Origin of the sequence: Cellulomonas triticagri (assembly GCF_003696205.1) — a bacterium.
In the GTDB taxonomy this organism is placed as follows: Bacteria; Actinomycetota; Actinomycetes; order Actinomycetales; family Cellulomonadaceae; genus Cellulomonas; species Cellulomonas triticagri.
This window is the reverse complement of the sequence record NZ_RFFI01000085.1, coordinates 1-19,745: the sequence shown is the minus strand read 5'-3', so window position 1 is coordinate 19,745 and position 19,745 is coordinate 1. Positions and strand designations below refer to the sequence as shown.

The window sequence follows — 19,745 nt, the reverse complement described above, 5'->3', positions numbered from 1 at the left end:
CCGCCCCGCCCCGCGCTGCGCCCGCGCCCGCCCTGCCCCGGCGCCCCCGCCCTGCCTAGGCGCCCCCGCCCCGCACGGCCCCCGGGCGTCAGGCGCTGCCGACCTCGTGGCGAACTGGCGGAGGGGCCACCGTGAGGTGGGCCCCACGCGTGCGGGGTGGCTGCCCGTGCGGGCCGCCGGACGACGAAGGGCGCCGCTCCCGGGGGAGCGGCGCCCTACGCGCTGGGGTGGCTAACGGGACTTGAACCCGCGACCTCCTGGACCACAACCAGGCGCTCTACCACCTGAGCTATAGCCACCACGGACCCGGATCGCTCCGGGCCGACGACAAGCATACCGGTACTTCGAGGGTCCTCAGGACGCGGACGTCGCGGCGCGGTGCGCGGCGGCCACGGAGGTCGCGGCGACCTGCTCCGCGACGGCCTTCGCGGCCTTGCTGTCCGGGCCCGGCTGCGGGACCAGCAGCGCCGCGCGGTAGTACCGGAGCTCGTCGATGCTCTCGAGGATGTCGGCGAGCGCGCGGTGGCCGCCCTGCTTCTTCGGGGACGCGAAGTACACCCGCGGGTACCAGCGGCGGGCGAGCTCCTTGATGGAGGAGACGTCGATCACCCGGTAGTGCAGGTGGTCGACCAGGTCCGACATGTCGCGGTCCAGGAACGTCTTGTCCGTGCCCACGGAGTTGCCCGCGAGCGGGGCCTTGCCCGCGTCGGGGACCCACTGCCGGATGTACGCGAGCACCTGCTCCTGCGCGTCGGCGAGCGTCGTGCCGCCGGGCAGCGCGTCGAGCAGGCCGGAGGAGGTGTGCATGTCGCGCACGAAGTCGCCCATCTGCTCCAGGGCCTCGGCGGGCGGCGCGATGACGACGTCGACGCCCTCGCCGAGCACGTTCAGCTCGGAGTCGGTGACGACGGCGGCGACCTCCACGAGGGCGTCGTGGACGAGGTCCAGGCCCGTCATCTCGCAGTCGATCCAGACGATGCGGTCGGCGCTGCCGGTCCCGCTGTTCACGGTGCTCACCGCCCCAGGGTACGGCTGAGCCCGTCGGACGGTGGTCCGACGGGCTCAGGTCCGTGCTGCGCGGGGCTCCCCGCGAGGGCGGTCACCGGACGGTGCCGGCCGCCGTGGTCGCCACCAGCAGGAGCCGGAGGCGGGGTCGGGCGAGGCGTTCCGGGGGGCGGCCGCGGGACCCGGTGGTCCGTCTGCGGTCGGCGCGGCGCTCGGCGTCGCGGCGCAGCAGGGCGGCCGTCTCGAGGCGCTCGCGGTGGTCCGCCTGGATCAGGTCGAAGGTCAGGGTGGGGTGCATGGTCGGTAGCCCGTCTCGGGTGAGGAGGTGGGGCCTGGCCGGGCCCCGGGGACGTACCGCGCGGTGACCACCACGCTGCCACCCGGGGCACCGGGGGGTCACGCGAATTTCCGGGCCGCGACCGGAGATCAGGACGGGAGGGCGCGGGTGAGGAACGCGTGGACGTCCGCCAGGCCGGCCGGGGCGATGCCGTGGCCGAGCCCCGGGTAGACGTGGTGCTCCAGGGCCGCGTGCCGGGCGAGGAACGCCTGCGTGCGGGTCGTCGCGTCGGCGGGGATGACCGGGTCGGTGTCGCCGTGGCCCAGCAGCACCGGGATCCGGCGGGCGGCGAGGTCGGTGTCACCGGGTTCGGTCGCGTCGAGGCTGAACCCGGACAGCACGACGGCCGCCGCGAACCGGTCGGGCCGGGTGCGCAGCAGCTGGGTGGCGAGCAGCCCGCCCTGCGAGAAGCCGAGCAGCGCGACGGGCGTCGCGGCCTCGACGGTCGCGTCCAGCCAGGTGAGCAGCGCGTCGGCGGCGGCTCGGACGTGCGCGGGCTCGGGGCGGCCGGGCGCGGCGAGCGGGGACCACGCGAAGCCCGGGCCGCCGGTCAGCGGCGCGCGGGGCGCGAGCAGGCGCAGGTGCGCGGGCAGGTGCGGGGCGAGGCCGATCAGGTCGCCCTCGTGCGAGCCGTACCCGTGCAGCAGCACGAGCACGGGCGACCCCGCGGTGGTGCTGCCGGCGTGCCGGGCCACCGCGGGGTCGATCGTCAGGGGCGCGTCGGGCACGCTCAGCGCTCCAGGGCGAAGCCGGTGGTCCACTGCGTCTTCTCGCCCGCCGCGAGCGTGAGCTGCAGGAAGCCGAGGGCCTCGAGCTCGTGCGCGCGCTTCAGGGAGCCCGCGTCGACGGCGCGCAGGCCGCCGCCCTCCACGACGCCGGCGAGCGCCGCCTTGGCGTCGGCGTCGTCGCCCGCGAGGAGCACGGTCGTCGGGACGGCGCCGACCGTGCCGGAGGCGAGCGTCGCGGCGAACGTGGTGTTGAACGCCTTGAGCACGCGGGCGTCGGGGAGCAGGGCGGCGAGCTCGGCGGTCGCGGAGGATCCGGCCGGGACGACCAGGGAGTCGAAGGTGCCGAAGTCCACCGGGTTGGTGGTCTCGGCGACGACCTTGCCCGCGAACCCGTCCGGGTACTGCGCGGCGACCTCGGCGAGGGCGGGGTAGGGGAGGGCGAGCACGACGACGTCGCCGGTGACCGGGTCGCCGACGGTGCCGGGGGTCACGGCGGGGTCGACGGCGGCGGCCTTCGCGGGGTCCCGGGTGAGGACCTGCACGGCGGCGCCGGCCTTCAGCGCGATGCGCGCGACCGCGCTGCCGATGTTGCCCGCTCCGATGATGGTGACGCTGGTCATGTCCTGCTCCTCCGGGTCGATCACGTGCGGCATGTGTTGTCGCTACAACCAACATAGAACGCCGGGATTGAAGCGTCAACCAACGCTAGGATGGAGGGATGACCGACGACCCCCGCTGGCTCTCCACCCACGAGCTGCAGGCGTGGATGCGCCTCGAGGCGGTCGCCGAGCTGCTGCCCGCCGCGCTCGACCAGCAGCTGCAGCGCGACGCCGACCTCTCGCACTACGAGTACCTCGTGCTCGCGAAGCTCTCCGAGGCCCCCGAGCGGACCCTGCGGATGAGCGGGCTCGCCGCCAGCACCAACGCCACGCTGCCCCGGCTGTCCCACGTCGCCAGCCGGCTCGAGGCGCGCGGCTACCTGACCCGCGTCCGCTCCGAGGACGACCGCCGGGCCACGCTCGCCACCCTCACCGAGGAGGGGTGGCGCAAGGTCGTCGCCACCGCGCCCACCCACGTCGCGGAGGTGCGGCGGCTCGTCGTCGACCGGCTCACCCCCGAGCAGGTCGAGCACCTCGACGCCATCGCGCTCGCGGTCCTCGGGGCCCTCGACCCGGAGAACCGGCTCGAGGCGCAGAACCCCGTGGTCAGCCCGGACGACGCCTGCGGGAACGCCGCCGGCTGAGGCTCGGCCCCGCGCGTCAGGCCGGGGTCGCGCCCTTGCGGGCCGCGCGCGCGGCGCGCCGCTCCCGCCAGGCGTGCCACCACCGCAGCACCAGCGCCTTGAACCGCCCGTTGAACCGCCGGATCACCGCGAACTCCGTGCCGAGGATCCCCAGCCCGAGGAAGATCGTCAGCCACCCCGGCCCGGGCAGCACGAGCAGCGCGATGCCGATGAGCACCACGGTCACCCCGACGGTCGTGACCACGATCTTGTAGGTGAGCCGCAGCCACGGTCGGCTGTCCAGGCGCGCGCGCAGCCGGGCGAGGGCGCGGTGGGCGCCGGTGTCGGTGCGCTCGCCGGCGGCGATCTCGGCGGCGAGGTCGTCCCCGGTCCCCGCGGGCGGGGGCGTGGTGGGCGGCGTGGTCATGCCACCACGACGAACGGCGCGCCCGGGTTGTTCCCGCCGGGGCGGGCGATCTCCCTCAGGACCCGGCTGCCGCGTCGTGGTCGCCGGGTGCGGCGCCCGGCTCGCCCAGGACCGGCGGTCGCGGGTCCAGGGTCGCCGCCACCAGGGCCTCGATGGCGAACGCGCTGGCCTCGCCGAGCTCGACGTCGTCCCGCGCCAGCAGCCACTGCACCTGCAGCCCGTCCATCACGGCCAGGATGGACGCGGCGGCGCGGTCGACGGTCGCGGGCGCGGTGATCCCGCGCTCGGCGCAGACGTCCTCGAACGCGTCGCGCAGGTCTTGGCGCAGGGTGCGGTACCGCTCCTCGAAGTACGCCCGGCCGGGGTGGTCCTCGGTGACCGACTCCGCGGACAGCACCGCGTAGGCCTGGACGATGCCGTGGCGGCTCTCGTTGGCGAACGCGGTGCGCACCAGGTGCCGGAACCGGTCCAGCCCGTCCGGCATCCGCTGGTCCTGCAGCCCCTCGACGTCGGTGCGGTCGCGGAACTTGAGCACCTCCACGAGGAGCTGGTCCTTGGACCCGAAGTGGTGCAGGATCCCGGCGTGCGTGATGCCGACCTGGTCGGCGATCTCCGTGAGCGGGCCCCGGGCGTACCCCTTGGCGCCGAAGGTGGCGGTGGCCGCACGGAGGATCTCGGTGCGCTTGGCCAGGGTCTCCGGCCGGGCCCGCGGGGTGCGCCTCGTCGTGCTCATGCGGTCCTCACATCCTCGGGTCGCGCCCCTCGACGCGCGGCCAACCCTAGTCCCGCCGTCCGCGGCCGGGACCTCGGGGATCACGACTTGGTCACGGCTGCGGCGAGGGCTGGAATTCACTTACTGACAGTGTAGTAACCTCCCGAGCAGCGCGACCGCGACGACGCGGCGCGACCTCAGAGATGTCCGGCAGGGCGTCTCGTTTCGAAGGAGAAACCATGAGGGTGAAGTTCCCGGCGATCGCGCTCGGCGTGGCCGCCGCGCTGGCGCTGACGGCCTGCTCCGGCGACTCGGGTGGCGGGGGAGGTGCGTCGACCGGCGGGGGCGGTGCCGCGCTGACGATCGCGAAGCCGGACGGCGCGATCACCACCGAGTCGAACAACCCGTTCCTGGGGGACAGCTCGGCCAGCATGTACGGCTACCGCTACGCCATGTTCGAGACGATGGCGCTGGTGAACACCGCGGACCCGACCGTGGTCACCCCGCGCCTGGCGTCGAGCGTGGAGTGGAACGCGGACTACACCGCGCTCACCGTCACCGCGCGCGAGGGCGTGACGTGGCAGGACGGCGAGCCGTTCACCATCGACGACATCGTCGGCACGTTCGACATGTACCTCGACGGGCGGCTCACGGACACCGCCGCGCTGGACTACCTCGGCGCCGAGGTCGAGGGCGACACGGCGACGCTGACGTTCGGCAACTCCAAGTTCGTCAAGCGCGGCACGGTGCTGCACGTCCCGATCGTCCCGATGCACATCTGGGACACCCTCGACGACCCCTCGACCGCGGCGCTCACCGGCGAGGGCGAGGCGATCGGCACCGGGCCCTACGTGCTGTCGAGCTGGTCGACGGAGTCGGTGACGCTGACCGCCAACCCGGACTACTGGGACGGCGAGCTCGCGGTGCCCGAGCTGCACTACGTCTCCTACGGCGACAACGCCGCGCTGTCCACGGCCCTGACCACCGGTGAGGCGGACTGGGCGCAGGCGTTCCTGCCGCAGGTCCAGGAGACCTTCCTCGACCAGGACCCGGCCAACCGGTACCTGGTGACCCCGACCGCCGGCGCGGGGACGCTGTTCCTCAACCTGACGCGCAAGCCGTTCGACGACGTCGCGCTGCGCGAGGCGCTCGCCTGGACCGTCGACCGCGACGCCTACGTCGAGATCGCCCGCGAGGGCGCCTCGGCCGTCGTGGACTCGGTGACCGGCCTCGGCTCGTCCCTGGAGCAGGACGTCGTCGACGAGTTCGCGGGCCAGACGTACGAGGTCGACCTCGACAAGGCGGAGCAGGTCCTCACGGACGCCGGGTACACGGGCGTGGGCGACGCGCTCGTCGACCCGGACGGCGAGCCGGTGACCTTCGCGGTCTCCGTCCCGGCCGGGTGGACCGACTGGAACACCGAGCAGGCGCTGCTCTCCGAGCAGATGAAGCAGCTCGGCATCGAGGTCACGATCGAGCAGCCCGACTGGGGCGGCTGGGACGAGGCCCGCAAGACGGGGAACTTCGACGCGATCATCCACTGGCTCGACGGCGAGGGCGCGTGGGGCGTCTACGACTCGATCATGGGGACCCGCTGGATCACGACCGACGACGCCGGCGTCGAGAACGCCGACTTCAACTTCGGGCGGTACAGCAACCCGGAGGTCGACGCCGCGCTGGACACCTACGCGAGCACCGACAACGACGCCGACCGGGCCGCCGCGATGACGACGCTGCAGGAGGCGTTCGTCCGGGACGTCCCGGCGATCCCGCTCGGGTCGCACCCGCTGCTGGGCCTGTTCCACGAGCGGAGCTACACGGGCTGGCCGACCGAGGAGGACATGTACGCCTCGGCCGACCCGACCCAGGCCGAGGTCGCCCTCGTGCTGAGCAGCCTCGAGCCCGTCGAGTGATCCCGCGCCAGGGGCGGTCCGGGTGGCCGCCCCTGGCGCCCGCACGCAAGGAGAGACCCCCCAGATGAGCGACCCCCTCCTGTCGGTCCGGGACTTCTCGGTCCGGTACGAGACCGCCGCGCCCGTGGACGCGGTCCGCGACGTGTCCCTCACCGTCCACCGGGGCGAGGTGCTCGGGCTCGCCGGCGAGTCCGGGTGCGGCAAGACCACCCTCGCCTACGGCGTCCAGCGCCTGCTCAAGCCCCCGGCCGTCATCCCCGGCGGGTCGGTCACCTGGCACGACGCCGACGGCACCGACACCGACCTGCTCGCGCTGGGCACCGACGCGATGATGGCGTTCCGGTGGGACAAGATCTCCATGGTCTTCCAGGGCGCGATGAGCGCCCTGAACCCGGTCGCGACGGTCGGCGCCCAGCTCGCCGACGTGTTCGAGGTGCACCGGCCCGCGATGTCCCGGCGCGCCCGCACCGCGGCCGTCGTCGAGCTGCTCGAGATCGTCAAGGTCGGCGGGGCCCGCATCAAGAGCTACCCCCACGAGCTGTCCGGCGGGATGCGGCAGCGCATCATGATCGCGATGGCGCTCGCCCTGCGCCCGCAGCTCGTCGTCATGGACGAGCCGACGACCGCCCTGGACGTGCTGGTGCAGCGGGAGATCCTGCGGGAGATCACGAGCCTGCGCGAGGCGTTCGGGTTCTCGGTCGTGTTCATCACCCACGACCTGCCGCTGCTGCTCGAGATCTCCGACCGCATCGCCGTCATGCGCGCCGGGCAGATCGTCGAGATCGACACCGCGGAGCAGATCTGGTTCCGGCCGCAGCACGAGTACACCCGGACGCTGCTGTCGTCTTTCCCCCGCCTGACGGCCGAGCGGAAGGTGGCCCGATGACCACGATCGAGGTCCGAGGCGTCTCGAAGACCTACCGCGTCCGGGGGGCGGGCTCGATCGACGCCCTGGCGGACGTGTCGTTCACGCTGTCGAGCGGGCAGACCATCGGCATGGTGGGGCAGTCCGGGTCCGGCAAGTCGACCGTCGCCAAGATCCTCACGCAGATGGAGCGGCCCACCAGCGGGCAGGTGCTGCTCGACGGCGCGCCGGTCCCGTCCCGGGGCGCGGCGCTGCGCGCGTACCGCCAGCGGCTGCGGATGGTCTTCCAGGACCCGTTCGCGTCGCTGAACCCGTACCACTCGATCCGGCACCACGTGGAGCGCCCGCTCGTGCTCTCCGGGGTCGTGCCGCCGGGGGAGGTCGAGGCCGAGGTGCACCGCCTGCTGGCCAAGGTCCAGCTCGACGCCGGGGTCGTCGACCGCCGGCCGCACGAGCTGTCCGGCGGCCAGCGGCAGCGCGTCGCCATCGCCCGGGCCCTGGCCCCGCGCCCGAGCCTGCTCGTCGCGGACGAGCCGGTCTCGATGCTCGACGTGTCCCTGCGGATGGGGGTGCTGCGGCTGCTCTCCGACATCCAGGCCGCCGACGGGCTCGGGGTGCTCTACATCACCCACGACCTCGCCACGGCCCGGTACTTCTCCGACGAGATCATCGTGCTCAACCAGGGCCGGGTGGTCGAGCACGGCAGCGCCGACGAGGTCATCCTGCGCCCGCGGCACCCGTACACCCGAGAGCTCCGCGAGGCGTCCCCCGACCCCGAGAGCTTCTTCGCCGACCGCGTCGGAGGTGCGCGATGACCACGACCAGCAGCCCCGAGACCGACGTGGTCGCCGACGGGACGACCGCGACCCGGACCACGCGCGCCCGTGCACGGATCCCGTGGCGGTTCATCGGCCGCCGCGTCGCGTTCTACCTGTTCACCCTGTGGGCCGCGATCACCCTGAACTTCTTCGTGCCCCGCCTGATGAAGGGCGACGCGGTCGACAGCTACCTCGCCCGCAACCGCGGGATGTCCCCGGAGGCGGCGGACGCGCTGCGCGCCCTGCTCGGCCTGGACTCCGACCGGACGCTGTGGCAGCAGTACGGGGACTACCTGGGGATGCTCGCCCGCGGCGACCTCGGCATCGCCATCACGCACGGCCTGCAGCCGGTCGGCCAGGTCATCGCGAACGCGCTGCCGTGGACCGTCGGCCTGATCGGGCTGGCGACCGTGGTCTCGTTCCTGATCGGCACGGTCGGGGGAGCGGTCGTCGGCTGGCGGCGCGGGTCGCGGCTGGACGCCCTGATCCCGGTCACGACGTTCCTGTCCACCGTCCCGTACTTCTGGATCGGGCTGATGGCGATCTCGGTGTTCTCCGTGACGCTCGGCTGGTTCCCGATCGGCAAGGCCTACGGGATCGGCACCACGCCCGGGCTGACGTTCGAGTTCGTCGGGCAGGTGATCAAGCACGGCACGCTGCCGCTGGCCACGATCGTCGTCGCCTCGCTCGGCGGCTGGATGCTCGGCATGCGCAACATGATGCTCACGGTGCTCGACGAGGACTACGTCACCGTGGCGCAGGCCAAGGGGATGCCGACCCGGCGGGTGCTGTGGCGCTACGCCGCCCGCAACGCCGTCCTGCCGCAGATCCAGTCGTTCGCCCTGTCGATCGGCTTCATCGTCGGCGGCGCGATCATCGTCGAGCAGGTCTTCTCCTACCCCGGCGTCGGCAAGATGCTGCTCGACGCCACGAACGCCAAGGACTACGCGCTCATGCAGGGCGGGTTCCTGGTGATCGTGCTGGCCGTCCTGGTCGCCAACATCCTCGCGGACGTCGCCTACGCGGTCCTCGATCCCCGTACCCGCCAGTCGGAGGCCTGAGACATGTCGACCATCCAGCTGACCGCGCGCGGGCGCGGCGCCCGGTTCGGCGCGGGCTTCGCGATGTTCCGCAACGGCAAGTCGATCGCGGGCCTGTCGATCCTCGCGGTGTTCGTGATCGTGGCGGTGTTCGCCGACCAGCTCGCCCCGTTCTCCCCGACGCAGATCGACGCGACCGCCCGGCTGCAGCCGCCGAGCGGCACGCACTGGCTCGGCACGACCCACCTCGGCGAGGACGTGCTCAGCCAGGTCATCCACGGCACGCGCGGCGTGGTCGTCGTCGGTGCGCTCACCTCGCTGATCTCGATGACGATCGCCCTCGTCGTCGGCGTCCTGGCCGGCTACCTCCCGGGGTGGCGGTCCGAGGCGCTGTCCGCCCTGGCGAACGTCTTCCTCGTCATCCCGGGCATCCCGATCCTCATCATCATCGCCTCGCGGTTCACGAACCCCCCGCTGTGGGTGGTCGCCGCGATCCTCGGGATCCTCGGCTGGGGATGGGGTGCGCGGGTGCTGCGGGCCCAGACGATGTCGCTGCGCAACCGCGACTTCGTCCAGGCCGCCAAGCTCAACGGTGAGCCGCTGCGCCGCATCATCGGCGTCGAGATGCTGCCCAACCTGACGGCCCTGATCGCGTCGTCGTTCGTCGGCTCGGTCACCGCGGCGATCCTCGGCCTGACGACCCTGTCCTACATCGGCGTCATCCCGGTGAACGCGTACAACTGGGGGACGATCCTCAACTGGGCCTCGGCCCAGGGGGCGTTCACCCAGAACCAGTGGTGGTGGTTCCTGCCGCCCGGGCTGTGCATCGCGGCGATCGGCGTCGCGCTCGCGCTGCTGAACTTCGGCATCGACGAGTACATCAACCCCCGGCTGCGCTCGGCCGGCGAGCTCGCGCGGGCGATGCGCCGCCAGGGCCTCGACACCACCGCGGGCGTCACCGCCGTGCGCACCGACGCCGGCACCGACGCCGAGCCCGAGGCCGAGCCCGACGCCGTCACCCCGGTGGGCCGCGCCGGATGACCTCCCGGGGCGGGCGTCCTGCCCGCCCCGGGCCCTCCCGCCCACGCCGTGCCGCCCGGCACGACCTAGGGTGGACACGCTCCCACACCGCTGACCGGCGGGTGGGGGACGACCGACGACCCGACCCCGGCGATGCCGCCGACGAAGGACCCACCGTGACCGTCACCAGCTCCACCGCCCCGTACCAGGACCCGACCCTCCCCGTGCCGGAGCGGGTCGCGGACCTCCTCGCCCGGATGACCCCGGCCGAGAAGGTCGGCCAGATGATGCAGCTCGACGCCCGCGAGGGCGTCGAGGACCACGTCCTGCGCACGCACGTCGGCTCGATCCTGCACGCCTCCCCGGAGCGGCTCGCCGAGGCCCACGACCTCACGGACCGCACCCGGCTGCGCATCCCGCTGCTGGTCGGCGAGGACTGCATCCACGGGCACTCGTTCTTCGTCGGCTCCACGATCTTCCCGACCCAGCTCGGCATGGCCGCGTCCTGGGACGTCGACCTGCTGGAGCAGGTCGCGCGCGTCACCGCCCAGGAGGTCGCGACGACCGGCGTGCACTGGACGTTCAGCCCGGTGCTCTGCATCGCCCGCGACCTGCGCTGGGGCCGCGTCGACGAGACCTTCGGCGAGGACCCGTTCCTCATCGGCGAGCTCGCCTCGGCGATGGTCCGCGGCTACCAGGGCGACGGCCTGGCCGACCCCACCGCGATCCTGGCCACCGCCAAGCACTTCGCCGGGTACTCCGAGACCCAGGGCGGGCGCGACGCCTCCGAGGCCGACATCTCCCGCCGCAAGCTGCGCTCCTGGTTCCTGCCGCCGTTCGAGCGGGTCGCCCGCGAGGGGTGCTCGACCTTCATGCTCGGCTACCAGACCACCGACGGCGTCCCGATCACCGTCAACGACTGGCTGCTCAACGACGTGCTGCGCGGCGAGTGGGGCTATACCGGCACGCTGGTCACCGACTGGGACAACGTCGGCCGGATGGTCTGGGAGCAGCAGGTGCAGCCGGACTACGCGTCCGCCGCCGCGGCCGCCGTCAAGGCCGGCAACGACATGGTGATGACGACGCCCGGGTTCTTCGCCGGGGCCCAGGAGGCGATCGAGCGCGGCCTGCTCGCCGAGTCCGACCTCGACGCCGCCGTGTCCCGCATCCTCACGCTGAAGTTCCGGCTCGGGCTGTTCGAGGACCCGCGCCGCCCCGACGCCGCCGCGCAGGCCGAGGTCGTGGGGGCCGCCGCGCACGCCGACCTCAACCTCGACGTCGCGCGGCGCTCGCTGGTGCTGCTGCGCAACGAGGGCGTGCTGCCGCTCGCGGGCGGGTACGACGCGGTGCCGGGTGCGGCGGCGCGCGCCACCGACGGCGGCGGCGTCCCGGCGGCCGGGGCGCACCGGGCCTCCGGCGGGGACGCCACCCCGCGGCGCGTCGCCGTCGTCGGGCCGCTGGCCGACGACCACGAGACGCACCTCGGCGACTGGGCGGGCAACTCCGGGCAGGCCGACTGGCTGCCCGACGGGCACCCGCGCGACATGATCGTCACGGTCCTCGACGGCCTGCGCGCGAGCGTGCCGGTCGGCTGGTCGGTCACGCACCACCGCGGCGCCGACATCATCGACCTCGCCCCCGACCCCGCCGGGCCGTTCTTCCCCGACGGGCAGCCCCGCCCGCCCGTCGCGGTGCCGGTCGCCCCGGACGCGGCGATGATCGCCGAGGCCGTCGCCGCCGCGCAGGACGCGGACTACGTCGTCGCCGTCGTCGGCGACCGCGTCGAGCTCGTCGGCGAGGGCCGGTCCACCGCCACCCTCGACCTGCTCGGCGGCCAGATCGCGCTGCTCGACGCGCTCGCGGCCACCGGGACGCCCCTGGTCGTGGTGCTGCTCGCGTCCAAGCCGCTCGTGCTCCCGGAGTCGGCGCTCGGCGCTGACGCGGTGCTGTGGGTCGCGAACCCCGGCATGCAGGGTGGCCAGGCCGTCGCCGAGACGCTGCTCGGCCTCGTCGAGCCCTCGGGCCGGCTGCCGATCTCGTTCGCCCGGCACGTCGGCCAGCAGCCCACGTACTACAACCAGATCCGCGGGCAGCACGGCGACCGGTACGCCGACCTCACCCAGGACCCGGCCTTCGCGTTCGGGCAGGGGCTGTCGTACACGACCGTCGAGTACACGGACCTGCGCCTCGACCGCGACACCGCCGCCGTCGGGGACACCGTGCGGGCGACCGTCACCCTCAGCAACACCGGCGCGCGGCCCGCGCGCGAGACCGTCCAGCTCTACGTCTCGGACACCGTCACGTCGGTGTCCTGGGCGGACCAGGAGCTCAAGGCCTACCGGCAGGTCGACATCGCGCCCGGCGAGACCGTGGATGTCACCGTGGACCTCGCCGTCGCCGACTGCACGATCGTGGACGCGCGCGGGGACCGGGTGGTCGAGGCCGGGGCGTTCGAGGTCCGGGTCGGCCGGTCCTCGCGGGGCGAGGACCTGCTGCGGGCGGTCTTCCACGTCGCCTGACGCCGTCCCCGCGACGGGACCCCGCGGTCGTCGGACCGCGGGGTCCCGTCGTCGTGCTCGTGGGGCGTCACGTCGTGGTCATCGGGACGGAGGTCCCGGGTGCTGCCGGAGCCACGACGCCCGGGTCGTGGGGGAGCCGCACGCGCACCCGCAGCCCGCCGGAGTCGCGGGCGCGGGCGTCGACCTCGCCCCCGTGGGCCTCGGTCACGGCCAGCACGACCGGCAGCCCCAGCCCGACACCACCGCGCAGGTAGCCCTCCCGCCGGTGCCGCTCCGCGCCGTCGGGCCCGAGCTGCCGGAACGGCTCGAACAGCGACGGGACGTCGTCGGACGGCACCCGCGGACCGGCGTTGGTGACCTCGACCTCCGCCGCGCCGCCCACCGTGCCCGTGCGGATCCGCACGAACCCGGACGGGTCGTTGTAGCGGACGGCGTTGTCGACCAGGTTCTGCACCAGCCGCTCCAGCAGCAGCGGGTCGCCGCGCAGCGGGGCGGGTTCCAGGTCGAGCTCCAGCCGGACGCCGCGCGCGGCCACTTCGTGCGCGGCGGACGCCAGGACGGTCCGCACGACCCGGACGAGGTCGACGTCCTCCGCCGCGACCGGAGCCCCCTGCGAGGTCGCGAGGGTCAGCAGGCCGTCGATCAGCCGCTCGTGCCGGGCGTTCACCGCGAGCAGCTGCTCGCCCAGGGCGCGCGTCTCGGCGGGGGTCGCCGGGTCGTCCAGCGCCACCTCCAGCACGGTGCGGGTGATGGTCAGCGGCGTGCGCAGCTCGTGCGAGGCGTGCGCGACGAACCGGCGCTGCCCGTCGAACGACCGGTCCAGCCGTTCCAGCATCGCGTCGAACGTGTCGGCGAGGTCCGTGATCTCGTCCCGCGGGCCGTCCAGGCCGATGCGGCTGTGCAGGTTGTCGTCGGCCACCCGCCGGGCCGTGGCGGTGATCTGGTGCAGCGGCGCGACCGCCCGCGACGCGACGACGCGGCCGACGACGGCGGCGAGCGCCACGGCGAGCAGCAGGGCCGCGCCCGACCAGCGGAGCAGGGCCGTGAGGATCTCCGCACGGGACTGCTCGTTGACCTCGGTCACCGCGGCGGCGACGTCCTGGATCGTGAGGCCCTCCCCGGTGAGCAGGTCACCGGTCCCGTCGAGCGTGGCCTCGGGCAGGGCGATCATCACCGTGTCCAGCGGCTGGTCCGCGATCGTGCTCGCCACGAACGCGTAGGTGACCGCGACGAGCACCGCCCCGGAGACGGCCGCCGCGCCCGCGTACAGCGCGGTCAGCCGGACCCGCAGGCTCCGGCGGCGCGGGCTGCGCCGCCGGGGGAGGGGGCCGGCGCGCGTCACGGGATCCGGTACCCGACGCCGGTCACGGTCTCGATGGGCTGCGGCTCGCCGAGCTTGCGCCGCAGCTGCCGCATCGTCACCCGGACGACCGTGGTGAACGGGTCGGTGTGCTCGTCCCACACCTTCTCCAGCAGCTGCTCGGCGGAGACCGCGGCGCCGTCGGCGCGCAGCAGCTCGACCAGCACCCCGAGCTCCTTGCGGCCCAGCGCGACGGGCTCGCCCCCGCGTCGCACGAGGCACCGGGCGGGGTCGACCTCCAGGTCGCCGCGCCGCAGCACCGGCGGGGCGGCCGGGCGGGCGCGCCGGCCCAGGGCCCGCACCCGCGCCGCGAGCTCGACGAACGCGAACGGCTTGGCCAGGTAGTCGTCCGCGCCGAGGTCCAGCCCCCGCACCCGGTCCGACAGGCCGCCCGCGGCGGTCAGCATGAGCACCCGGGCCCCGTCGCCCTGCGCGACGACCTCGCGGCACACGTCGTCCCCGTGCACCCCGGGCAGGTCGCGGTCCAGGACCACGACGTCGTACCCGTGCACACCGACCCGCTCCAGCGCGGCGTGCCCGTCCAGCGCGACGTCGACGGCCATCGCCTGCCGGCGCAGGCCCGTGGCGACCGCCTCGGCGATCAGCTCCTCGTCCTCCACGACCAGCACCCGCATGCCGGGATCGTGCCGCGCGCGCCTGGGACGGCCCTGGGAGCCGACCTCACACCCACCTCACACGCCGGTCCGTGAGATGGGTGCCGGGCCCGTGGACCGGCGGGTGCCAGGAACAGGAGGACGTACATGACCACCACGACCAGCAGGACGCGTCGACCCGTCGCCGTCCTCGCGGCCGCTCTGCTCACCCTCGCGCTCACGGCGTGCGGCAGCGGGGAGGAGGAGCCGGGCGTCGCCTCCGCGGGCGGGGCCTCCTCGTCCGACGCCCGCGACGAGGCCGGGTCCGCCGAGGACCAGCAGCTCGCGTACACCCGCTGCCTGCGGGAGAACGGCGCCGACATCACCGACGGCGACGGCGAGGGCATGGGCGTCGTCACCGACTCCGACCCGGCGCTGGACGCCGCGATCGAGGCGTGCGCGGACCTCGCGCCGTCCGGTGACGACACCGGGACGCTCACCCCGGCCGAGCTCGAGATGCTGCGGACGTTCGCCGCGTGCATGCGCGAGCAGGGCATCGACATGCCGGACCCCGACCCGGAGACCGGCATGGGCACCCCGAAGGGCGAGGTGGACCAGGACGCGATGCAGGCCGGGTTCGCCGTCTGCCAGGAGCACCTCGACTTCGGGGCGGGTTCCTGATGGCGCGCGAGCAGGCGCGGCCGCGCGGCCGCCGGACCCTGGTGTGGAGCGGCCTCGGGGTCGTGACCGTGCTCGCCGTCGGGGCGGCCCTCGCGCTCCCGAGCTGGTCCGCGCCGCAGGCCGAGCACACCGAGCAGGCCGCGACGGCGACGGCCGCGGTCGCCCGGGAGACCCTTGTCGAGCGCAGCACCGAGAAGGGCGCGCTCGGGTTCGGGGCGACCCGCACGATCACGGGCACGACCGACGGCACCGTCACCTGGCTGCCCGAGCCGGGGACGGTCCTCGACCGCGGTGCGGCCGTCGCCCGGGTGGACGACCGGCCGGTCGTGGCCCTGCACGGGGCGATGCCGCTGTACCGCGCGCTCGAGCAGGGCGTGCGCGGCGCCGACGTCCGCCAGCTGAAGGACAACCTGGAGGCGATGGGCTACGGCGGCACGGGTGCGGGCGACCGCTTCACCGCCGGGACCGCGAAGGCGGTGCGGGCGTGGCAGAAGGACCTCGGCCGCGAGCGCACCGGTCGGGTCGCCCCCGGTGACGTGGTGGTGCTGCCCGGGGCGGTCCGCGTGGCGACCCAGGTCGCCGCGCTCGGGGACCCCGGGGCGGGCGAGCTGCTCAGCGTGACCGGGACCGAGCAGGTCGTCACGTTCGACCTGCCGGTCGCCGACCGCGCGCGGGTCGCCGAGGGCGACCAGGTCGCGCTGACGCTGCCCGGCGGCGCGGCGACGACCGGGACGGTGACGGGGATCAGCGCCCCGCAGGTCCCCGACGGCGACGACGAGCAGGACGCCGCCGACCGGGACCCGGTCGTGCGGGTCACCGTCCGGGTGGACGACCCGGACGCGCTCGGCGGCCTGGACGCGGGACCGGTCGACGTCGGGATCACCTCCGGGGAGCGGGCGGACGTGCTCACCGTCCCCGTGACGGCGCTGCTCGCGCTCGCCGAGGGCGGGTACGCCGTGGAGCGGGTCGCCGGCGACGGCAGCACCACCCTCGTGCCCGTCACCACGGGCATGTTCGCCGGCGGGCGCGTCGAGGTCGCTGCCGGGGAGGGCGCGGACCTCGCCGAGGGCGACGACGTGGTGGTGCCGGCATGAGCGCCCCGGCGGTGGCGCGGGACCACCCGGTGATCGCGCTGGACGCCGTCACCAAGACCTACCCCGGCGGGACGCAGGCGCTGCGGGGCGTGAGCCTGACCGTCGAGCCCGGCGAGCTCGTCGCGATCGTCGGGCCGTCCGGGTCCGGGAAGTCCTCGATGCTCAACCTGATCGGCACCCTCGACCGGCCCACCTCGGGCCGGGTGCAGATCGACGGCTTCGCGGTGGCCGACCTCGACGACCGGGGGCTGTCCGCGCTGCGCGGCTCCCGGATCGGGTTCGTGTTCCAGCACTTCCACCTGTCCGCGGGCGTCAGCGCGCTGGACAACGTCGCCGACGGCCTGCTGTACCGCGCGGGCGGGCACCGGGCGACGTCCCGGGCCGCCCGGCGCGAGCGGGCGGCGGTCGCGCTGGACCGCGTCGGGCTCGGGCACCGCACCGGGCACCGGCCGCACCAGCTCAGCGGCGGCGAGAAGCAGCGGGTCGCCATCGCCCGCGCGGTGGTCGGCGACCCGCCGCTGCTGCTCGCGGACGAGCCGACCGGTGCGCTCGACACCGCCGCCGGCGCGGGGGTGGTCGACGTGCTGTGCGAGCTCAACGCGTCCGGCACGACCGTCGTCGTCATCACGCACGACCGGGACCTCGCCGCGTCGTTCCCGCGCCGCGTCTGGATGCGCGACGGCGTGGCCGAGGCCGACGAGCGCGGCGCGGCGCCGACCACCGGGAGCGGGTCGTGAAGGGCCCGCAGGGTCGTGCCCTGCACCCGGCGCGGCTGCATCCCTCCGACGTCCTGCGCGTCGGCGCGAGCGGCCTGTGGACCCGGCCGATGCGGGTCGTGCTGTCGGCGCTCGGTATCGCCATCGGCATCGCGGCGATGGTCGCCGTCGTCGGCATCTCGTCCTCGTCCCGCGCCGAGCTGGACCGGATGCTCGACGACCTCGGCACCAACCTGCTGTCGGCGTCGCCCGGCACGGACCTGTTCGGGGCGCAGGCCGCGCTGCCCACCGAGGCCGTCTCGATGGTCCGGCGGATCGGGCCGGTCGAGTCCTCGACGTCCACCGGTGCGGTGGACGTGCGGGCCTACCGGTCCGACCGCATCCCGGCCGCCGAGTCCGGCGGGATCGGCGTGCGGGCCGCCGACCTCGACCTGCTCGACACCGTCGGCGCCACCGTCGCCCAGGGCACCTGGTTGACGGAGGCGAGCAGCCGGTTCCCCGCCGTCGTGCTCGGCAAGGTCGCCGCCGAGCGCCTCGGCATCGGCCACCCCGACCCGCGGGTGCTCGTCCAGGTCGGCGGGGTGCCGTGCGTGGTCGTCGGCATCCTCGACGCGGTCCCGCTCGCCCCCGAGCTGGACTCCAGCGTCCTGGCCGGCCGGCAGTTCGCCGCGCAGCAGCTCGGGTGGGACGGCCACCCCACCCGCGTCTACGCCCGCGCGGCGCCAGCGCAGGTCGACGCGGTCCGCTCCGTGCTCGGCGCCACCGCCAACCCCGCGGCGCCGAACGAGGTCGACGTGTCCCGCCCGTCCGACGCCCTCGCGGCGCAGGAGGCCACGGACGCGGCGTTCACCGGGCTGCTGCTCGGCCTCGGCGGGGTCGCGCTGCTCGTCGGCGGGATCGGGGTCGCCAACACCATGGTCATCTCCGTGCTGGAACGCCGCGCCGAGATCGGCCTGCGCCGCTCGCTGGGGGCCACGCGCGGGCACATCCGGCGGCAGTTCCTCGTCGAGTCGCTGGTGCTGTCCACGCTCGGCGGCATCGGCGGGGTCGTCCTCGGGTGGCTGATCACCGCCGGGTACGCCACCACCCAGGGGTGGGACGTGGCCGTGCCGGTGCTGGTGGTCGTCGCCGGCGTCGGGCTGACGGTCCTCACCGGGGCCGTGGCCGGGATCCTGCCCGCCGTGCGGGCCGCGAGGCTCTCCCCGACGGAGGCGCTCACGGGGTGAGGGAAAGGGGGCGGGGTGGTCCCGGGGTGCTGGAGGGCCCCCGGGACCGCCCCGCGTCGGCGGTGCCCCCAGCAGGACTCGAACCTGCAACCGACGGATTAGAAGGCCGTTGCTCTATCCATTGAGCTATGGAGGCGCGGTCCGGCGGCGGCCGCCGGTCCCGGCGCACCAGCCTACGCGGCACCCGCCTCCCGCCCGTGCCACCCACCCCGTGCACGCCGTCGCGCTCCGACCGGCGCGGAGGTTTGGCCACCTCGCCGTTCACACGAGAGGATGACCGGGTGAACACGCAGGCGACGGGCACGGAGCCGGGTCCGGACGCGAGGGACGTCCTCGACCGGCCGCTCGCCGCCACGTCCCTGCTCGACGCGATCACGGACCTGCTGCGCGACGTCCGCGCGACCGGCTTCCCCCTGGACGTCCCGGGCGTGGTCGAGGACCGGGCGTCCCGGACCCGGCTGGTCGACCAGCTCGCCGACCACCTGGTGCCCCGGCTGCGGCAGCTCTCCGCCCCGGCGGTCGTCGTGGTCGCGGGCTCGACGGGTGCGGGCAAGTCCACGCTGGTGAACTCCATCGTCGGATCCGAGGTCAGCACCGCGGGCGTGCTGCGGCCCACGACCCGGCGTCCGGTGCTGGTGCACCACCCGGAGGACGCCGAGCTCGTGCGGGAGCACCCGGTCACCGACGCCGTCGAGGTCGTGGCCTCGGAGAGCGTGCCGCGCGGCATCTCCCTGATGGACGCCCCCGACCTGGACTCCGTCGAGTCCGGCAACCGGCGGTCCGCGCAGCGGCTGCTGGAGGCGGCGGACCTGTGGCTGTTCGTCACGACGGCCGCCCGGTACGGGGACGCGCTGCCGTGGCGGGTGCTCGGCGGCGCCACCGAGCGCGGCGCGTCCGTCGCGATGGTGCTCAACCGCGTGGACCCCGCCTCGCTGCCGACCGTGCGCGGCGACCTGCTGGAGCGGCTGCGGTCGCACGGCATGCAGGGCTCGCCGCTGTTCGTCGTGCCGGACGTCGGCCCCCACGCGGGGATGCTCGAGCCCGGGCACGTCGCCCCGATCACCCGGTGGCTGACGATGCTCGCCGGGCCCGACCGCGCCCGCACCGTCATCGGCCGCACCCTGCGCGGGTCGCTCGCGGCGCTGCGCCCCTGGGTGGACGACCTCGCGGAGGCCGTCGACCGGCAGGCCACCGCCGCGCAGACCGTGCGCGAGGCCCTGGACGACGCCCTCCGCGCGCCCGCCGAGGACGCCCGCCGCACCGTCACCCGCGGCACCGTGGCGCAGGGGTCCGCGCAGGCCCGGTGGGCGGAGCTCACCGCGCCCGGAGCCGTGCTCGCCGACGTGGTGCGCTCCTCCGGCCGGGTCGACCGCTCGCGGCGCACCGGGCGCGAGCGCGCCACCGCCGTGCTGCCGCTCGTGCAGGACCTCGTGTCGGCCGTCGCCGCGACGCTCGCCGCCGTGGGCGCC

At 74.7% G+C, this 19,745-nt stretch carries 20 protein-coding genes and 2 tRNA genes; 12 read left to right on the top strand and 10 right to left on the bottom strand.

Annotation, left to right across the window (positions count from 1 at the left end):
• Window positions 1–223 precede the first annotated feature (223 nt).
• From EBM89_RS14430 to EBM89_RS14410, 5 genes are all read right to left on the bottom strand, one after another.
• Window positions 224–299: transfer RNA gene (locus EBM89_RS14430), tRNA-His, on the bottom strand.
• Between the two features lie 55 nt (window positions 300–354).
• Window positions 355–1,017 carry an oligoribonuclease gene (gene orn / locus EBM89_RS14425; RefSeq protein WP_122150114.1) on the bottom strand — a complete coding sequence of 221 codons (663 nt, stop codon included), beginning with the start codon at window positions 1,015–1,017 and terminating at the stop codon, window positions 355–357.
• A gap of 82 nt (window positions 1,018–1,099) precedes the next feature.
• Entirely contained in the window at window positions 1,100–1,303 is a 204-nt protein-coding gene (locus EBM89_RS14420) for a hypothetical protein (RefSeq protein ID WP_122150113.1), read from the bottom strand.
• Window positions 1,304–1,431: 128 nt separating this feature from the next.
• Window positions 1,432–2,070, bottom strand: coding sequence for an alpha/beta hydrolase (locus EBM89_RS14415; protein ID WP_199732137.1), 639 nt, complete (start codon window positions 2,068–2,070; stop codon window positions 1,432–1,434).
• Between the two features lie 2 nt (window positions 2,071–2,072).
• Entirely contained in the window at window positions 2,073–2,723 is a 651-nt protein-coding gene (locus tag EBM89_RS14410; protein ID WP_369408660.1) for an NADPH-dependent F420 reductase, read from the bottom strand.
• Window positions 2,724–2,788: 65 nt separating this feature from the next.
• Here EBM89_RS14410 and EBM89_RS14405 point away from each other — a divergent pair, with 65 nt between their 5' ends.
• Window positions 2,789–3,313: a MarR family winged helix-turn-helix transcriptional regulator gene (locus tag EBM89_RS14405; protein ID WP_122150112.1), complete on the top strand. Its 525-nt coding sequence runs from the start codon at window positions 2,789–2,791 to the stop codon at window positions 3,311–3,313.
• Window positions 3,314–3,329: 16 nt separating this feature from the next.
• Here the strand turns inward: EBM89_RS14405 and EBM89_RS14400 are convergent, their stop codons facing one another.
• Window positions 3,330–3,719 (bottom strand): PGPGW domain-containing protein, encoded by a 390-nt coding sequence (locus EBM89_RS14400; protein ID WP_122150111.1) that lies wholly within the window; start codon window positions 3,717–3,719, stop codon window positions 3,330–3,332.
• Window positions 3,720–3,774: 55 nt separating this feature from the next.
• On the bottom strand, window positions 3,775–4,452 hold the full coding sequence (locus EBM89_RS14395) for a TetR/AcrR family transcriptional regulator (protein ID WP_122150110.1): 678 nt from the start codon (window positions 4,450–4,452) through the stop codon (window positions 3,775–3,777).
• A 218-nt stretch (window positions 4,453–4,670) separates the two neighbouring features.
• Between EBM89_RS14395 and EBM89_RS14390 the strand changes: the two genes are divergently transcribed.
• The 6 genes from EBM89_RS14390 (at window position 4,671) to EBM89_RS14365 (ending at window position 12,606) form a co-directional block, all read left to right on the top strand.
• Window positions 4,671–6,344 carry an ABC transporter substrate-binding protein gene (locus EBM89_RS14390; RefSeq protein ID WP_122150109.1) on the top strand — a complete coding sequence of 558 codons (1,674 nt, stop codon included), beginning with the start codon at window positions 4,671–4,673 and terminating at the stop codon, window positions 6,342–6,344.
• Between the two features lie 64 nt (window positions 6,345–6,408).
• Window positions 6,409–7,230, top strand: coding sequence for an ABC transporter ATP-binding protein (locus EBM89_RS14385; RefSeq protein WP_122150108.1), 822 nt, complete (start codon window positions 6,409–6,411; stop codon window positions 7,228–7,230).
• Window positions 7,227–8,024, top strand: coding sequence for an ABC transporter ATP-binding protein (locus EBM89_RS14380; protein WP_122150107.1), 798 nt, complete (start codon window positions 7,227–7,229; stop codon window positions 8,022–8,024). The genes EBM89_RS14385 and EBM89_RS14380 overlap by 4 nt, the downstream gene beginning before the upstream one ends.
• Window positions 8,021–9,088 carry an ABC transporter permease gene (locus EBM89_RS14375; protein WP_122150106.1) on the top strand — a complete coding sequence of 356 codons (1,068 nt, stop codon included), beginning with the start codon at window positions 8,021–8,023 and terminating at the stop codon, window positions 9,086–9,088. Before EBM89_RS14380 ends, EBM89_RS14375 begins: the two co-directional genes overlap by 4 nt.
• 3 nt (window positions 9,089–9,091) lie before the next feature.
• Window positions 9,092–10,108: an ABC transporter permease gene (locus EBM89_RS14370; protein WP_122150105.1), complete on the top strand. Its 1,017-nt coding sequence runs from the start codon at window positions 9,092–9,094 to the stop codon at window positions 10,106–10,108.
• Window positions 10,109–10,263: 155 nt separating this feature from the next.
• The gene (locus EBM89_RS14365; RefSeq protein ID WP_233571751.1) at window positions 10,264–12,606 is read left to right on the top strand and encodes an exo-beta-d-1,3/1,6-glucosidase; all 2,343 of its coding nucleotides are present in this window, start codon (window positions 10,264–10,266) and stop codon (window positions 12,604–12,606) included.
• A gap of 67 nt (window positions 12,607–12,673) precedes the next feature.
• Here EBM89_RS14365 and EBM89_RS14360 read toward each other — a convergent pair whose 3' ends face one another.
• A complete protein-coding gene (locus tag EBM89_RS14360) occupies window positions 12,674–13,948 on the bottom strand; it encodes a sensor histidine kinase (protein ID WP_122150104.1) in 1,275 nt (424 codons plus the stop codon).
• The gene (locus EBM89_RS14355; protein WP_122150103.1) at window positions 13,945–14,601 is read right to left on the bottom strand and encodes a response regulator transcription factor; all 657 of its coding nucleotides are present in this window, start codon (window positions 14,599–14,601) and stop codon (window positions 13,945–13,947) included. The genes EBM89_RS14360 and EBM89_RS14355 overlap by 4 nt, the downstream gene beginning before the upstream one ends.
• 126 nt (window positions 14,602–14,727) lie before the next feature.
• Between EBM89_RS14355 and EBM89_RS14350 the strand changes: the two genes are divergently transcribed.
• From EBM89_RS14350 to EBM89_RS14335, 4 genes are read left to right on the top strand one after another with little or no spacing between them, the layout of a single operon-like run.
• The gene (locus tag EBM89_RS14350; RefSeq protein ID WP_122150102.1) at window positions 14,728–15,240 is read left to right on the top strand and encodes a hypothetical protein; all 513 of its coding nucleotides are present in this window, start codon (window positions 14,728–14,730) and stop codon (window positions 15,238–15,240) included.
• The gene (locus tag EBM89_RS14345) at window positions 15,240–16,334 is read left to right on the top strand and encodes a peptidoglycan-binding protein (RefSeq protein WP_122150101.1); all 1,095 of its coding nucleotides are present in this window, start codon (window positions 15,240–15,242) and stop codon (window positions 16,332–16,334) included. Before EBM89_RS14350 ends, EBM89_RS14345 begins: the two co-directional genes overlap by 1 nt.
• Complete coding sequence (locus EBM89_RS14340; RefSeq protein WP_199732136.1) at window positions 16,331–17,071, top strand: ABC transporter ATP-binding protein; 741 nt, start codon at window positions 16,331–16,333, stop codon at window positions 17,069–17,071. Before EBM89_RS14345 ends, EBM89_RS14340 begins: the two co-directional genes overlap by 4 nt.
• The gene (locus EBM89_RS14335; RefSeq protein WP_233571750.1) at window positions 17,068–18,276 is read left to right on the top strand and encodes an ABC transporter permease; all 1,209 of its coding nucleotides are present in this window, start codon (window positions 17,068–17,070) and stop codon (window positions 18,274–18,276) included. Before EBM89_RS14340 ends, EBM89_RS14335 begins: the two co-directional genes overlap by 4 nt.
• 63 nt (window positions 18,277–18,339) lie before the next feature.
• On the opposite strand, the gene EBM89_RS14330 is transcribed toward EBM89_RS14335, so the two are convergent.
• Window positions 18,340–18,412, bottom strand: a tRNA-Arg gene (locus EBM89_RS14330).
• A gap of 145 nt (window positions 18,413–18,557) precedes the next feature.
• Here EBM89_RS14330 and EBM89_RS14325 point away from each other — a divergent pair.
• Window positions 18,558–19,745, top strand: a 1,188-nt coding sequence (locus tag EBM89_RS14325; RefSeq protein ID WP_233571749.1) for a dynamin family protein, incomplete at its 3' end; no start/stop codon positions are given.

Excerpts from the sequence above, each read along its gene's own strand:
- EBM89_RS14420 (WP_122150113.1), bottom strand. The coding sequence starts at position 1,303 with ATGCACCCCACCCTGACCTTCGACCTGATCCAGGCGGACCACCGCGAG.
- EBM89_RS14410 (WP_369408660.1), bottom strand. The coding sequence starts at position 2,723 with ATGCCGCACGTGATCGACCCGGAGGAGCAGGACATGACCAGCGTCACC.
- EBM89_RS14405 (WP_122150112.1), top strand. The coding sequence starts at position 2,789 with ATGACCGACGACCCCCGCTGGCTCTCCACCCACGAGCTGCAGGCGTGG.
- EBM89_RS14400 (WP_122150111.1), bottom strand. The coding sequence starts at position 3,719 with ATGACCACGCCGCCCACCACGCCCCCGCCCGCGGGGACCGGGGACGAC.
- EBM89_RS14395 (WP_122150110.1), bottom strand. The coding sequence starts at position 4,452 with ATGAGCACGACGAGGCGCACCCCGCGGGCCCGGCCGGAGACCCTGGCC.
- EBM89_RS14390 (WP_122150109.1), top strand. The coding sequence starts at position 4,671 with ATGAGGGTGAAGTTCCCGGCGATCGCGCTCGGCGTGGCCGCCGCGCTG.
- EBM89_RS14385 (WP_122150108.1), top strand. The coding sequence starts at position 6,409 with ATGAGCGACCCCCTCCTGTCGGTCCGGGACTTCTCGGTCCGGTACGAG.
- EBM89_RS14380 (WP_122150107.1), top strand. The coding sequence starts at position 7,227 with ATGACCACGATCGAGGTCCGAGGCGTCTCGAAGACCTACCGCGTCCGG.
- EBM89_RS14375 (WP_122150106.1), top strand. The coding sequence starts at position 8,021 with ATGACCACGACCAGCAGCCCCGAGACCGACGTGGTCGCCGACGGGACG.
- EBM89_RS14370 (WP_122150105.1), top strand. The coding sequence starts at position 9,092 with ATGTCGACCATCCAGCTGACCGCGCGCGGGCGCGGCGCCCGGTTCGGC.
- EBM89_RS14355 (WP_122150103.1), bottom strand. The coding sequence starts at position 14,601 with ATGCGGGTGCTGGTCGTGGAGGACGAGGAGCTGATCGCCGAGGCGGTC.
- EBM89_RS14350 (WP_122150102.1), top strand. The coding sequence starts at position 14,728 with ATGACCACCACGACCAGCAGGACGCGTCGACCCGTCGCCGTCCTCGCG.
- EBM89_RS14345 (WP_122150101.1), top strand. The coding sequence starts at position 15,240 with ATGGCGCGCGAGCAGGCGCGGCCGCGCGGCCGCCGGACCCTGGTGTGG.
- EBM89_RS14340 (WP_199732136.1), top strand. The coding sequence starts at position 16,331 with ATGAGCGCCCCGGCGGTGGCGCGGGACCACCCGGTGATCGCGCTGGAC.